This is a genomic window from Streptomyces sp. NBC_01717, assembly GCF_036248255.1.
Taxonomy (GTDB): domain Bacteria; phylum Actinomycetota; class Actinomycetes; order Streptomycetales; family Streptomycetaceae; genus Streptomyces.
Genome location: NZ_CP109178.1, coordinates 2,464,860 through 2,478,522 on the forward strand (window position 1 = coordinate 2,464,860; position 13,663 = coordinate 2,478,522).

A 13,663-nucleotide genomic window follows, 5' to 3' on the forward strand; every position below is an offset into this window, starting at 1 on the left:
CACCATCGCCAAGGCCCCCAACACCGTTGACCCCGAAGAGAGGCCCATGGCCAATTTGGCCGACGAGTACGGCACGGACGTCGAGATCTACATCAAGGCCCTGACGACGACCATCCACGCCGACACCCCGACCGGCGCCCCCGCACACCTCCACGACTTGCTGGAACAGCTCGGCCTGGAACGCCACGAATACCCCACGGGCGGGCCGCTCTACATCTGGCACACCGTGCCCGAACACCTCAATGCCGACGAGCAGAAGCGCCTGGCGACCCGCGCCATCCCCGCGCTGCTCGTGGCCGGTAACGAGGTCAACTGCACGCCCGACGTCTTCGACGAGGCCACCTACCGGCAGGCCGTGCGCGACATGCGCACCCGTGCGGCCCGGCCTGCCGGGCAGCATCCGGCACCGGCCCGTTCCCCCTCGCGCCCCGCACCGGCCCGCCGCGCCCCGTAAGACGCCCGGGCGGCCCCGGCACCGCGCCGGGGCCGCCCATCGCACCGCTCGATCCCCGGAGAAACCCGTAGCACCCCGCACACCCCCACCGATCAGCAACCGGCTCAAACCCCGACTCGCGACAGCTCTGTTCCGCCGCTACCTGCGCGCCTGCATCCCGACCGGCCCCGACCGCGCCTCCCCGCTGGCCGGCGCCCGCCCGGAGGCCGTCCTCGCCGAGACGCAGCGCGTCGGCAACCGTCACCACCACTGACCGTCCACCGACCCGGAGGAGCATGTCCCACCCCACCCCCTACCCGGTGCGACTGGCCGGCGAGATCACCCGCCAGCTCGGCCAGCTCGCCGACCACCTCTCGCAGCTCCCCCCGCCCCAGGCCGCGCAGGTCATCGCCCGCGTCCTCGACGCGGACGCCGGAGTCCTCGGCGGCATCACCCACCTCGTCGCCACCGGCAGCGTGCTCGCCAAGGACCAGGCAGAGCGAGGCGTCCTCCCCGCAGAGGTGTGGCTCGCGCTGGGCCGCGCCTCGAACGAACTGCACGACATCACCCTCGACCTGGACGAACACAAGGACACCCTGCAGCACGTCGGCACCCAGCCCGCCACCACTGCGGCGAAGCCCCCGGTACCCGCACCGCTCGTCGTCCGGCGGCGCCGGTGAAGAAGAAGCAGTGGCAGGGCTGGGGGCCAGGCGAGCAGGCCGAGCAGCACTACCTCGTCCAGCCCCGTGCCCTGGCCGGCGGCGGCGACGTCCGGCACGTCTCGGAGTTCCTGCGCGCCTCGGGATGGCGGGACAAGTCCAAGTCGGGCGGCCCTTTGTTCATGGAGAGCCCGGACCGCACCGTCCGTGTCGCCTACGACCCCTACGTCCTTCCCGGCGGGTGGACCATCCACGGCAGAGCGGACGGCCCCAGCGGCGAGTGGTCGGCGCACCTGGGCCGGCAGACCCCGGTGGAGATCGTCGCCGGTCTGACCGACGCCCTCACCCGTCCTCGCTCCGCCCACGCTCCCAACGTCTGGGCGCCGTTGCAGGAGCAGAACTGGCACACGCGTTTCGAGGGCGAGCACTACATGGCGACCAGCCCCGACGGCACCGCGTGGATGCAGTACCACCAGGGCGCCGACGGCATGGCGATGTGGTGGACCGGAGCGAAGGACAAGCAGGGCAACGGCTGGACGGCCAACTTCACGCCGAACACGCCGATGCACCTGGTGCAAGCCTTCTCGACCGAACTCGCCGGCCCCGATCCCGTGATGCGCCCGCGCGGACGCGTTCCGCACAGCGCGCAGATCCGTACCTGGTCGGTCTCCGTCAAGCCCTCCCAGCTCAGTGCGTGGCAGCAGGCCCGGATCACGGCCGCCCGCGCCGCCACCTGGGCCCGCAACAGCGCCCGAAGTACCCGGCCGCGCACCAGCGCCCGTCCCTACACCCCGGCCGGCGGCGCCCGGACCCGCCGCTGACCCGCCGCCCCGTCCCAAGGAGCCCGATGCCCGCACTCACCCCGGACACCATCCACACACTGACCGAAACGCTGTCGGACCTCACCGACTACCTGCGCGAGAACCCCGACCCCGTGCAGGCCCTCGCACTCGTCGAGCCTCTCCTCGACGAGTACACGGGCCTGCCCGTCCAACTCGCCGACACGCTGCGCGCCCTCGCCCGTGCCCTGCAGGAGCACCCGGACGTCCCGCGCACCGCGCAGGTCGACCTTCTGATCACCGAGTTGCGCACGGCCGCGTGGGAGCAGACCGACCAGCACACCCTCCACTACGTCCTGGACGACCTCCGCGGCCTGTACGGCAGCGCCGGCACGAGCGAGCCGGGGTGCTGCCGGTGCCGCTGAGCGAACGGCAGCTCGCCGCGTTCGCCGACAAGCACGCCTGGCGCATCCCGTTCGACACCAGCCCCCGCCACCTCGCCGGCCCCGGAGACGCCCGCCACGTCACCCACGGTCTGTCCGCCGCCGGATGGAGCCCCGTCTCCGACCCCCTGAGTGCCGAGATCGTCTTGCGCAGCCCAGACATTCGCCACCGCCTCCAGTTCGACCCGCAGTCCGCCACCTCCGCGTGGTGGCGGCTGCGGGCGGAGCCCACCGACACCGAGCCCGGCTGGTACGCCGAGTTCGGCGAACTCGTGCCCGCCGAGGTCCTCGCCGGCTTCACCGACGCCCTCGTCGTCCCGCCGCCACAGCTGCCGGACCCGTGGCAGCCGGTGACCTCGGCGGGGTGGCACCGCGCTTCAGACGGCACAGCGCGCTCGCCAGACTCCATGTGTCACATCGAACTGCGCCCGCTGAGCGAATTCCGCGGCCGGCCGTCCTGGCACGTCGAGACCCGTGAGCCCGGCCACGGAGAATTCCACGGCCCGCGCATCTGGCACGCCTACTTCGACGAGCACACCCCCGCCCACCTGGTCGGATCGTTCCTCACCGCACTGGCCGACCATAGCCCCCTCCAGCGCGGCATGTACGACCGCACCGGCCACTACAGCGCTGTGCAGGAGCCCAGCCCACTGCGCCCACAGCAGGTGGTCGACGCCCACGCCACGCGCCTCAAGTCCCTCCGCGCGCACGCACGCTCCGCCCTCCGGCAGCAGACGAAACCCGCGACGACCCCGGCGAACGCCGGCACCACGCAGCCGGCCGCTCGCCGCTGAACCGACAGGACTCCACCTCATCTCCACCGACCACCACGCACACCGCGACTTCCTCCGTCACCTCGACGACTATCTGAGCGACAGCAAGAAGATCCTCAACGGCTGGGACGCCTACTCCGAGGAGCACACCGACCTCGACGGCTGGCCCTACGACGACCACGCCTACGGCATGCGCGCGAGCCAGCGCGACGCCGACACCCTCACGGCGTTCGAGCCGCTCCGCTACGGCGCCCGTCACCTGCTGGCCACCGCCGAGACACAGCTGGCGCAGCTGCCGGAGTACACGGTGCAGAGCCGCTGGGTCTACCAGTTGGGCGTTCTGCACGCCGCCCTCGACCGGCTCGACGAACTGCACGAGCAGTGGCTGGAGACCCGAGACGCTCTCCCCGCCACCGCCAAGCCCGGCACCGCCGACTTCGACGACGCCCTCGCCGAGCATCACGCCGAATCGTGGAGCTACCTCGACGACTGGGCCACCCACGGCAAGGCGCTCCGGGAGATCAACTCCGCTGCTCGCAAGGCCCGTTCGCCTCTGGCCCCTATGCCGGCCCCCGCACGCGTCCAGCGATCTGCGGCACGAAAGTGAGCATGTCCCCGACTCCCGAGACCGTCGAGGTCGACTTCATCGCCCCGCGCCACCTCGCGGGCGGCGGTGACCCCGCCTGGATCACCGTCCCCCTCCACCGTGGCTGCGGCTGGAGCTACGGCGACGACCCCCTGATGCCGCGCGTCATGCTCTCCAGCCCCGACCAGAAGGCCCTCCTGCGCCTGGAGCCCGACCCCGATGGACAGTGGTGGACGTTGAGCCACGCGGCGGGGCCGGACCACGCCGCCTGGTACGCGAGCTTCGGTGCCCGCACGCCGGTCGAACTCATCGCGGCCGTCACCGACGCCCTCACCGACCCGGCCCCGCCGGCGGGCGCGCCCTCCGATCCGTACGAGCCGCTCCAACAGATCGGCTGGACGCCCGTCTCCGCGGACAACGGCCTCGTGTCACCCGACGGCACCGCGTACCTCCAGCGACTGGGCAGCGCGGAAGAAGCGGGCGCCTGGTTCGTCACCGCCACGCTCGGTCTGGACCGGCCGGTGTGGCAGGCCCGCTTCGACGCGCACACTCCCGCCCGCCTGGTCGCCGCGTTCGCCGCTGCACTCGCCGATCCGAAGCCCGTGCCGCGCATCGACAGCGGGCGTAGTCTCCCGACCCACGACCCGAGCGTCGTCACCCGTAGGACCACGGACGTGCTCGCTGTGTACGTCGCCGGTGCGCTGGAAGAACGCGTCCACTCCCTGGCGGCCCGGCGCGCCGCCCCGCCGACGAGCCCGATCCCGACGCGACAGCCGCCGGCCAAGAACAACCGCAGCCGCTGACCCCCGTCCCCGCCCGGAAGCACGTAGCCCTTGCCCCCTTCCTCCTCCAACAGCAACACCGACGGGTACGACCTCGTCCTGCGCCTCCTCCTCGGCGTGCTCGCCGTCGTCGTCCCCCTGTCCCACCTCGCCTGGCTGTCCGGCAACATCACCGCCTACCTCACCGGCACCGCCTGGGCTCCCTACCAGCCGACCGAAGCCCTGCTCCATCCCGAGCAGGTCTGGCCCAACGCGGGAGAAATGTCCCTGCTGATCGGTGCCCGCATCGTCCCCGTTGTTCTACTCCTCGCCCTCGGTGTGGGGGCGGGCGCCCTGTGGGCCCGGCACAAGAACCGAAGCGGCGGCCGGAAGAAGAAGATCACCGACATGGCCAAGGCCCGGGACATCGAGCCGCTAATGGCCAAGGCGATCACCGACAAAGCCCGCTCCTTGCGCCCAAGCCTGAAGGACAGCAAGCGCATCGACGCGAAGGACACCGGCATCCTCCTCGGCAACCTGCAGGGCAGCCGCCACGAGGTACGGATGGGGTTCGAGGACGTCGCCGTCGCGATCATGGCGCCCCGGTCCGGCAAGACGACCTCGCTCGCCATCCCCTCCATGCTCAGCGCGCCCGGCCCGGTCCTGCTGACCTCGAACAAGGCCGCGGGAGACGCCTTCACCACTGCCTACGAGGCCCGGGCGGAGGCGGGGGCGGTGTGGACCATGGACCCGCAGCAGATCGCCCATGCCGCACGCGAGATGTGGTGGAACCCTCTCGCCAGCGCGAGAACCCTGGACGGGGCGAACCGGCTCGCCGGGCATTTCCTCGCAGCCTCGGTGGATGCCTCCCAGCAGGGCGACTTCTGGTCGAAGGCCGGCAGCAACATCCTGTCCCAGTTGCTGCTGGCCGCGGCGCTCGACGAGCGGCCGATCACCGACATCATGCAGTGGCTGGCCTTCCCCGCCGACCGCACTCCGCTCGATATCCTCCGCGACCATGATTTCGCCGCCGTCGCCGCTCAGCTCAAAGGCACCGTCGAGGGGCCGCCGGAAACGCGCGATGGAATCTACGAAACGGCGAGACAGTACGCCTCCGCGCTCCTGAATGCGGAAATCGCCGCGTGGGTGACACCGCAGAAGGACGTCCGGGAATTTCGACCGGAGCAATTCGTCACCTCCACTGACACGCTTTTCCTGCTCAGCAAGGACGGCGGCGGCGGCGCCTCGGCGCTGATCGCCGCCTGCGCGGACTCCGTGATGCGTGCCGCAACCGCGCAGGCCGAACGCGCAGGCGGACGCCTTGACCCGCCGATGCTCGCGATCCTCGACGAGGCCGCGAATGTTTGCAAGATTTCAGACCTCCCGGATTTGTACTCGCACCTCGGAAGTCGCGGGATCATCCCCATCACCATTTTGCAGTCCTACCGCCAGGGTCAAAAGGTTTGGGGGGACGCCGGCATGGATGCCATGTGGTCTGCCTCGACGGTAAAGGTAATCGGCAGCGGCATCGACGATCCCGATTTCGCGGACAAGTTGAGCCGTTTGATCGGCGACCACGACGTGGAGACCACGTCCACCTCGCACTCGGAGTCCGGCAAGTCGACGTCGGTCAGCATGCGGCAGGAGCGGATCCTGCCCGCCGACGCGATCCGCGCCCTCCCCAAGGGCACCGCGCTCTGCTTCGCCACCGGCATGCGGGCCGCCATGCTCGACCTGCGCCCGTGGTACCTGGAGCCCGGAGCAGAGGAGTTGTCCGCAGCGTCCGCCCGCGCGTCGAAGGCGATCACCGCCCGCGCCGTGGCGAAGCACGCGCCGACGCGGTCCGACTTCGGGAAGGCCGTGTGAGCGACGTCCGGCTACACCTGGTGCCGGTCCGCTCACGTGAGGCGAAGGACTTCGTGCGCGCTTGGCACCGCCAGCATCCGCCGCCCACCGGGCAGACCCACCACAGCCACCACGCCCGGGCCACAACCCACTCAACGCCGGAGCGCCACTGCTCCCGCGACCACCCCGACTCCACCGGCCGTACGCCAGCGCTGACCTCTGGCGACAGGACCACCACCGGGAAAGGCACCACCCTGACCACCGACGACCCCCTCCACACCCTCCTCACCCAACCCGCCTGCTCACTGGGCGTGTTCGTCCCTGCGGGCATGCACACGGCAACCGCAGAACGCCGTCACCTCGACGCACTCGCCCACGCCGGGTGCGCACTGTTCGAGATCGGACTGGCACACCACACCGCTGTCCTCGACGGACCCGTCATCCAGAGCGCGTACCGCCGCGCACTGCAAAGCGGCAGCATCCTCGACCGCACCCTCCGCGCGGTCGAGCATGCCGCCAGCCTCCGGCCGACCGTCGTCATGACCTACTGGGAACCCGTCAGCCGCCACGGCCCCGCACACCTGGCCCGCCTGCTCGCCGAGGCCGGTGCGACCGGGGTGATGGTCGTCGACCTGCCCAGCCACCAGGCGGCCCGCTGGCAGGCCGCCGCGCAGGGCGCGGGCCTTCGCACCCCACGCCTCGTCCCACGTCACACCACCGACACCGATCTCGCCAACGTGGTTGCCGGGGCGTCGGGGTGGCTCTACGCGCCCGCCAGCATCGCTCCCACCGGCTACCAGGGCCCGCTCGACATCCCGGCCCTCTCCAGCTTCACCCAGCGCCTTCGCGCCGCGAGCCCGCTGCCCGTGGTCTCCGGGGTGGGGATCTCCGCCCCTGGCCTCGCAGCGCGCGTCGCCCCGCTGGTGGACGCCGTCGTCATCGGCACCCCCATCGTCCGCGCCCTGGCCACCGCCCCCGGCCACGCCCCTGTCCTGGCCGCCGCGTTCGCCCGGGCCCTGCGCCTGACCAGCCTCACGGAGAGCCGTGCCTGACCTCCTCGCACCGGCCGAGACCCTCTCTCGCCTGACCACCGACGCGCTTGCCCTGCACCGCGCCCTGCGCGCCGGCGGCAGCGACCACGCCCGCACGCTGGCCGCCCGGATCACGGACGCCCAAGTCATCGCCCAGACCGCCCTGGGGCTGTTCCTCGACCTCGCCCAGCACACGCCACACACCACGCCCGAGGACCTGCTGCTCCTCGACCGCGTCACGCACATCGCCAAGACGGCCCAGGACGCGGGCGCCGAACTGACCGCAGCCCTCGCCCGTGCCGTGGAGAACCGGTGCCGCCGAGCCGACGCCGTGTCAGGGCGAGTCGTCCTCATCGGCCCCTCATCCCGGCAGTTCATCGAGTCGGCCACCGACCTCCTCGACCGCATCCCCGCCCTCTACCACGCCATACACCGCGACCGGCTGATCCCGCCCAGCCCGCTGACGCACCAGCCGTATTGAGGGCACCCCCGTTTCCCCACCCCCAGGACAGACCATCTCAGATCAGCCCCGATTCCGCGCCCTTTCTCTTGGCGCGGGAGTTCAATCCAGCACCCTCCTCGCACTGTCAGTCGAGGGAATCCTCCCGAAGGCCGACTACGCAATATTCGCCGACACCGGATGGGAACCCGAAGCGGTCTACGCCCATCTGAACCGCCTGGAAAAGGAGATAGCCAAGCCCGCTGGCGTTCCAGTTCTTCGAGTATCGTCCGGGAACATTCGCAGCGACGCCCTGAACCCCGATCGCCGATTCGCCTCCATGCCCCTCCATATCCTGAACAAGGACGGGCGGCCTGGAATGACCCGCAGGCAGCGCACAGGCGAATATAGGGTAAAGCCGATAAAGCAGAAGGTCCGCGAACTGCTCGGGCATCCCTATCCTTCACGCATCCCCAAGGGGGTGTTCGTCGAGCAGTGGGTGGGAATCTCCACCGAGGAGTTCCACCGGGCCAAAGACGCCGACGTGAAGTACATGCGCAATCGGCATCCCCTCCTGGATCTAAATTGGAGCAGGGCGGACTGCATCCGCTACTTGACCTCACTCGGGCTGGCCGAAACACCGAAATCGAGTTGCCTCGGATGCCCGTTCCACGGGAATGCGCAGTGGAGGCATATCAGGGACTCATCCCCGTCCGAGTGGGCGGACGTCGTCGAATTCGACGCGGCCATCCGGCAAGGAAATGCCCGCGCCAACGCTGCGGGCAGTCGGCTGCTCGGCGAGGCGTTCCTGCACCGCTCCCGTGTCCCGCTGAGCCAAGCGCCGATCGACCACGTCACCGCCGCTGAACGAGCCGCCCTGCGCATCGGCGCGGACGAGGCCGACCAGTTGGAGAACGGCGTCGTGGACGGCTGCTCGCCCTGGGCATGCCGCGGGGATGCGGACGCGCTGACGCAGGACGACTTCGGGCTGGCCACGTGATACTCGACCTCTTCGCGGGGCCGGGCGGCTGGAGCAGGGCCCTGGGTGTCCTCGGGGTGCGCGACGTCGGCCTGGAATGGGACGAGTGGGCGTGCAGGACCCGTTCTGCCGCCGGGCAGTTGACGGTACGAACCGACGTGGCGATGTATCCGACGTGGCCCTTCATCGGCCGGACGCGCGGTCTGATCGCGTCCCCGCCGTGCCAGGCGTGGAGCATGGCCGGCAAACGGCTCGGCCTGGTGGACCAGCCCCTGGTGCACGCGGCGGTCGAGGACCTCGCCGCCGGACGCGACACCCGCGAGCGCCTCCTCGCATCCTGCCGGGACGAGCGCTCCCTGCTCGCGGCCGAGCCGATGCGCTACCTCCACGCCCTGAACACGGTCGGCGAACCCGAGTGGGTCGCCATGGAGGAGGTGCCCGACGTCCTGCCGCTGTGGAAGCAGTACGCGGCCGTCCTACGCGGCTGGGGATTCTCAGTCTGGTACGGGATCCTCAACGCCGCCGACTTCGGCGTTCCACAGACCCGAAGGCGGGCGATCCTCCTCGCCTCCCGGGTCCGTACGGCACAGCCTCCCACGCCGACGCACTCCCAAGTCGCCGAGCCCGACTCGCTGTTCGGTCCAGGCCGCGCCCGCTGGGTCAGCATGGCCGAGGTCCTGGGATGGGGCGCAACCGACCGGCCCGTCCCCACCGTCTGCGCCGGCGGCGGACCCGGCGGCGGCCCCGAACCGTTCCCTTCGGGCTCCCGCAAGACGCTGTCAGACGCCCGTGAGCGCGGCACCTGGATGCCGCGGCCGGACGGTGTGGTCCTGCAGTCCCGCCGCGAAGGAGCTGGGTGGGCGGCACGGCACGGTACCCGTGAGAATCGCGCTGCTACCGCCCCGGCGCTGACGTTCACCGCCGAGGCCCACCGCTGGTCCTGGTCTCTGCGCAGCAACAACCAGGCCAACGCCACCATCCGGTCCATCGAAGAGCCGGCGGGCACGTTGTTCTTCGGGCACCGCGCGAACGAGTGCACCTGGGTCGCCGAACCGGCCCCGGCGCATACGGAGGACACGGACGCTCCGGAGCCGATCCGGATCACCGCCCGCGAGGCCAGCCTCCTGCAGACCTTCCCCGCCGACTACCCCTGGGCAGGCAACAAAGGCCAGGTCTTTGGCCAGATCGGCAACGCCGTGCCCCCGTTGCTCGCCGGCCACCTCCTCGCCCCGCACCTCGGGATCACCCTCGACCCCGACGACTTCACTCTCGCCGCCTGATGCCCCACACCCCCGAACCCGACGAAGACGATCTCGACGCAATCGCACCGCCGCAGCCGGTGTTCCACGTCGAGCAGGCCCTCCTCGGCGCCTTCCTCCTCGATCCACACCGTCTCAGCGACGTGACCGGCATCTCCGCCGACTCGTTCTCCACCGCCGCACATGCCGCCCTGTTCGCCGCGATCAGCGCACTGCCTCCGCCCAACCCCGCCGAGCACGCGAAGAACACCAAATGGCTTGACCACGTGCTGGCCATGGGGCGCGAGCAGGCGCGTGGACTGACCGCCTCCTACCTGCACACCCTCATCCAGGTCTGCCCCTGGCCCCGCCACGCACCGGCCTACGCGCGGATGGTCGAAGCCGAACACGCCCGCCGCCGTCTGCAGGCCGCCGCGGAACACCTCGTCCAGACCGTCCACGATGCCTCCCTCCCGCACCCCGTCCAGACGGTGCTCGCCGAGGCCGACGCGCTCGCCGCGGTCGTGGACGACATCGCGAGCCGTTTCCCGCCGCGCGCCGGTGTCCTGCCCCGCACCGCGGCATCGCCGCAGGCCATCGCGCCCGACCACACCGAGGCCGTCGAGGAGGAGCAGCTGCTGCTCGCGACCGCCACCGCCCACCCTGCGGACGTCAAGTCCGTCCGGTGGCTGCTTCCCGAGGACTTCAACCGGCCGCTGCACTCCGGCCTGTGGCAGTGCCTTACTGCTCTCGCCCGCCGCCACGAGCCTGTCGACCCCGTCACCGTTCTGTGGGAGGCCCAGCAGCGCGGTCTGCTGGACGACGGAAGTGAACCGGGCGAGGTGCTTCGCCTGCTGGCCGAGCCGGCTGGTTCTGTGGAGCACTGGGGCGAGCGGGCCCTGCAGCGTTCACTCCTGGCCACCGCCGATCACACCGGCCGGCGCATCGAGGCGTACGCCGGCGACCCGGCGAACACCCCGTTCCAACTCGTCGTCGGCGCCCGCCGATCCCTCGCCGACATCGGTGCCGTCCGCACCCGCTGGCAGCATGCAACCGGAACGGTCCCGCCGCAGCGACCGCGCCCGGCGCCCACCACCCGCGCCGGCCCGCCGACCACCACGGCCGCCCACACCGCCCGCGCCGCGCGGGCAACCAGATAGCACCCCGCATACGCCGGTGGCCGGACCCGAAGGCCCGGCCACCGGCAGAAGAGACGACACCCCAACGTGACCACCACACTCCCCGTCGACGCCCACGTCCGCCTCGACATCCACCCCACTCATCCCAGCGCCGTGACCGCCGTCCTGACCGGCTCCCAGGCCCACATCCCCCACGTGGGTCTGGAGGCTGCCGACTGGACCGTCGTGGCCAAGAACGTCTTGGTGCTGGTCCGCATCGATCACGAGGAGCCGTACTGGGCCGAGAAGGCAGCCCAGCACCTGGCGGCTGACGGGATCATCGTCGAGATCACTCCCCGGCTCCGGGAAGCCATGGACAAGGAATGGACCTGGGCCAACTACCCGATGCCCTGGTGCACCCGCAGCGAGATCCGCGAGGTCTCCAGCGAGGCCCAGAAGATCTACGACGACATCCGCAACGGCCAGCTCCTCATCCACGCCCACGCCGAGGACGGCCACACCACCGTCGCGGTCGGCACCTACATCGGCAGCGGCAGCGGCAGCGGCAGCGGCAGCGGCAGCGGCAGCGGCAGCGGCAGCGGCAAGAGCGTCTACCTCCGCGGCGAGGACCACCTGCGGCAGGTCGCCGACGTCTTCGACTCGCCCGCCCAAGCTCTGGTCGCCTTCGAGAAGTTCCACGGTGCCGACATGCGCCCCGGCCCGGCACCCATGACCGATGCCGAGCGCGCCGCCGCCGAAGCCCGCACCCCGCGCGCCCTACCCGCGCCCGAACCTGAACCCGCACGCCCCGTACCGGAAACCGTCCCGGCGTACGCGGCTGACGCCGGCGACCACGACGCCCTCCTCGACGCGTTCCTCGACGCACACGGCGACTGGGAGAAATGGAGGACCTGGTCCGATGAGACGACCCACGCCATCCACGAATCCCAGACCCTGCGCATCGAGCGCATCCACGAAGCCCACCCTCGCGAGACTGCCTGGACCGTGGCCGCGTACGAGACGCCCGTCTCCGACCGGATGTGGCACCTCACCGCGACCGGCACCACCCCCGCCCCCGTGCTCCAGACCCTGCTGCACCACCTCGCCGAAGGCGACGTGTGGGACACCGCCATCGGTAGCCTCGTCGACGAGAAGACCGTCACCGCCGCCACGGAGCCCCTCACCGACGCCGGCTGGAAGCACACCGTCGACGGACGCTGGATCCGCTGGACGAACCTGTCCGGGGACGCCGGCATCCAGTTCGACGCCTTCGCCGCCCAGCAGCCGAGCAGCACGCTCGTCACCTGGACCATCTGGGCCGGCCTCAGCATCGACCACCCCACCTGGACCGTCACGGCATCCCCCTACGCCCCCAGCTCGCTGCTGGCCGACCTCGCCGACAACCTCGCCCACGGAACCGGCACCCACCAGACCAATGCCGCACCGCGCGAGCCTCACGCGCGACTCGGCACCACGCCACCGGCTATGCGGCCGGCAACGGCTGGCCACACGAGCGGCCGAACCCTCTGACGATTCCAACCGATTGGAGATCGACCGACGGCTCACGGTGCGTCCCGCCCCAGCGGAAAACCACGGGCACACGCCAATGGCAGGAGGGATCATGAGGCATGCGCCCGGACAACTGGCACCTCACCGACGACCTCGACGGCTTTCTCGCCCGAGCCGGAGACTTCCTGTGCTCGCGCCCCGCCCTGCATACCGTCCCGCTGACGGTGACCGAGGCGCTGCGTTACACGCGGGGCGGACGCATACGGCGCGGAAGCCCCCATCTTCGGCCGACTGGAGCGGGCGGGCGAGGTCCGCGCGACCTTCTTCCGCACCCCGCCCCGCCGCCTGAAGCTCACCCCCCTCACCCCCGAGGAGGCCGACACCCTCGCCGCCCACCTGGCTGGCCTCGGCCACACCCTCCCCGGCGTCAGCGCGGACCACGACACCGCCATCGCCTTCGCCGAGGCTTGGCAGCGGCACACGGGCGCGACGCCGACGCTTTATGAGCGGCAGCGCCTGTACCACCTCGGCACGCTCACGCCACCGGAGCCGCTCCCAGAGGGTCGGGGTCGAGTCGCAGGCGAGCAGGACCGCGAGCGACTCATATGCTGGTACCGCGAGTTCGTCGCCGCCATCGGAGAAGTCTCCTCCACGGACGCCGGCTCCTGGGCCGACACGCGCATCGCCAACAGACGCATCATGTTCTGGGAGACCCCGGACGGCACCCCCGCCTCCATCGCGGGCATAACCCCGATGGTCGCCGGCTAGATCCGGGTGGCCCCCGTCTACACCCCGACCCACCTGCGCGGCCGCGCGGTTACGCGGGCGCCGCGACAGTCGAGGTGAGCCGGGCCGCGCTGGCCGCGGGCGCGGCGGAAGTCCTGCTGTTCGCGGACCTGGCCAACCCCACCAGCAACGGCCTCTACCAGCGGATCGGCTACCGCCCGGTCACCGACTTCGCGGTGTACGACTTCTAGTCTGCCGCGCCAAGATCCGTTGAAGAAGCCTGGAGGGTCCCGTGGCGGGCAGCACATGTACGACGCCTAATCCGCGAGGCCCAGTCCCCGGCC

At 71.0% G+C, this 13,663-nt stretch carries 14 protein-coding genes and 1 pseudogene; all 15 read left to right on the top strand.

Going from position 1 to position 13,663, the window contains the following annotated elements:
- Window positions 1-46 precede the first annotated feature (46 nt).
- The 15 genes and pseudogenes from OHB49_RS11285 (at window position 47) to OHB49_RS11355 (ending at window position 13,570) form a co-directional block, all read left to right on the top strand.
- Entirely contained in the window at window positions 47-454 is a 408-nt protein-coding gene (locus OHB49_RS11285; protein WP_329159939.1) for a hypothetical protein, read from the top strand.
- A gap of 275 nt (window positions 455-729) precedes the next feature.
- Window positions 730-1,113 carry a hypothetical protein gene (locus tag OHB49_RS11290; protein WP_329159941.1) on the top strand — a complete coding sequence of 128 codons (384 nt, stop codon included), beginning with the start codon at window positions 730-732 and terminating at the stop codon, window positions 1,111-1,113.
- On the top strand, window positions 1,110-1,913 hold the full coding sequence (locus tag OHB49_RS11295) for a DUF317 domain-containing protein (RefSeq protein WP_329159943.1): 804 nt from the start codon (window positions 1,110-1,112) through the stop codon (window positions 1,911-1,913). Before OHB49_RS11290 ends, OHB49_RS11295 begins: the two co-directional genes overlap by 4 nt.
- 26 nt (window positions 1,914-1,939) lie before the next feature.
- The gene (locus OHB49_RS11300) at window positions 1,940-2,296 is read left to right on the top strand and encodes a hypothetical protein (protein ID WP_329159945.1); all 357 of its coding nucleotides are present in this window, start codon (window positions 1,940-1,942) and stop codon (window positions 2,294-2,296) included.
- Window positions 2,287-3,108: a DUF317 domain-containing protein gene (locus OHB49_RS11305; protein WP_329159947.1), complete on the top strand. Its 822-nt coding sequence runs from the start codon at window positions 2,287-2,289 to the stop codon at window positions 3,106-3,108. Before OHB49_RS11300 ends, OHB49_RS11305 begins: the two co-directional genes overlap by 10 nt.
- Window positions 3,109-3,277: 169 nt before the next feature.
- Entirely contained in the window at window positions 3,278-3,694 is a 417-nt protein-coding gene (locus OHB49_RS11310; protein WP_329159949.1) for a hypothetical protein, read from the top strand.
- Window positions 3,695-3,696: 2 nt separating this feature from the next.
- Entirely contained in the window at window positions 3,697-4,476 is a 780-nt protein-coding gene (locus OHB49_RS11315) for a DUF317 domain-containing protein (RefSeq protein WP_329159951.1), read from the top strand.
- A 30-nt stretch (window positions 4,477-4,506) separates the two neighbouring features.
- On the top strand, window positions 4,507-6,300 hold the full coding sequence (locus OHB49_RS11320; protein ID WP_329159953.1) for a type IV secretory system conjugative DNA transfer family protein: 1,794 nt from the start codon (window positions 4,507-4,509) through the stop codon (window positions 6,298-6,300).
- Complete coding sequence (gene trpA, locus OHB49_RS11325; RefSeq protein ID WP_329159955.1) at window positions 6,297-7,331, top strand: tryptophan synthase subunit alpha; 1,035 nt, start codon at window positions 6,297-6,299, stop codon at window positions 7,329-7,331. Before OHB49_RS11320 ends, trpA begins: the two co-directional genes overlap by 4 nt.
- A complete protein-coding gene (locus OHB49_RS11330; protein ID WP_329159957.1) occupies window positions 7,324-7,791 on the top strand; it encodes a hypothetical protein in 468 nt (155 codons plus the stop codon). The genes trpA and OHB49_RS11330 overlap by 8 nt, the downstream gene beginning before the upstream one ends.
- A gap of 34 nt (window positions 7,792-7,825) precedes the next feature.
- Entirely contained in the window at window positions 7,826-8,749 is a 924-nt protein-coding gene (locus OHB49_RS11335) for a hypothetical protein (RefSeq protein WP_329166446.1), read from the top strand.
- Window positions 8,746-10,008 (top strand): DNA cytosine methyltransferase, encoded by a 1,263-nt coding sequence (locus OHB49_RS11340; RefSeq protein WP_329159959.1) that lies wholly within the window; start codon window positions 8,746-8,748, stop codon window positions 10,006-10,008. Before OHB49_RS11335 ends, OHB49_RS11340 begins: the two co-directional genes overlap by 4 nt.
- Window positions 10,008-11,126, top strand: coding sequence for a DnaB-like helicase N-terminal domain-containing protein (locus OHB49_RS11345; protein ID WP_329159961.1), 1,119 nt, complete (start codon window positions 10,008-10,010; stop codon window positions 11,124-11,126). The genes OHB49_RS11340 and OHB49_RS11345 overlap by 1 nt, the downstream gene beginning before the upstream one ends.
- Window positions 11,127-11,192: 66 nt before the next feature.
- Window positions 11,193-12,614: a DUF317 domain-containing protein gene (locus OHB49_RS11350; RefSeq protein ID WP_329159963.1), complete on the top strand. Its 1,422-nt coding sequence runs from the start codon at window positions 11,193-11,195 to the stop codon at window positions 12,612-12,614.
- 98 nt (window positions 12,615-12,712) lie between these two features.
- Window positions 12,713-13,570 (top strand): annotated as a pseudogene (locus OHB49_RS11355) (GNAT family N-acetyltransferase).
- The last annotated feature ends 93 nt before the right edge of the window (window positions 13,571-13,663 follow it).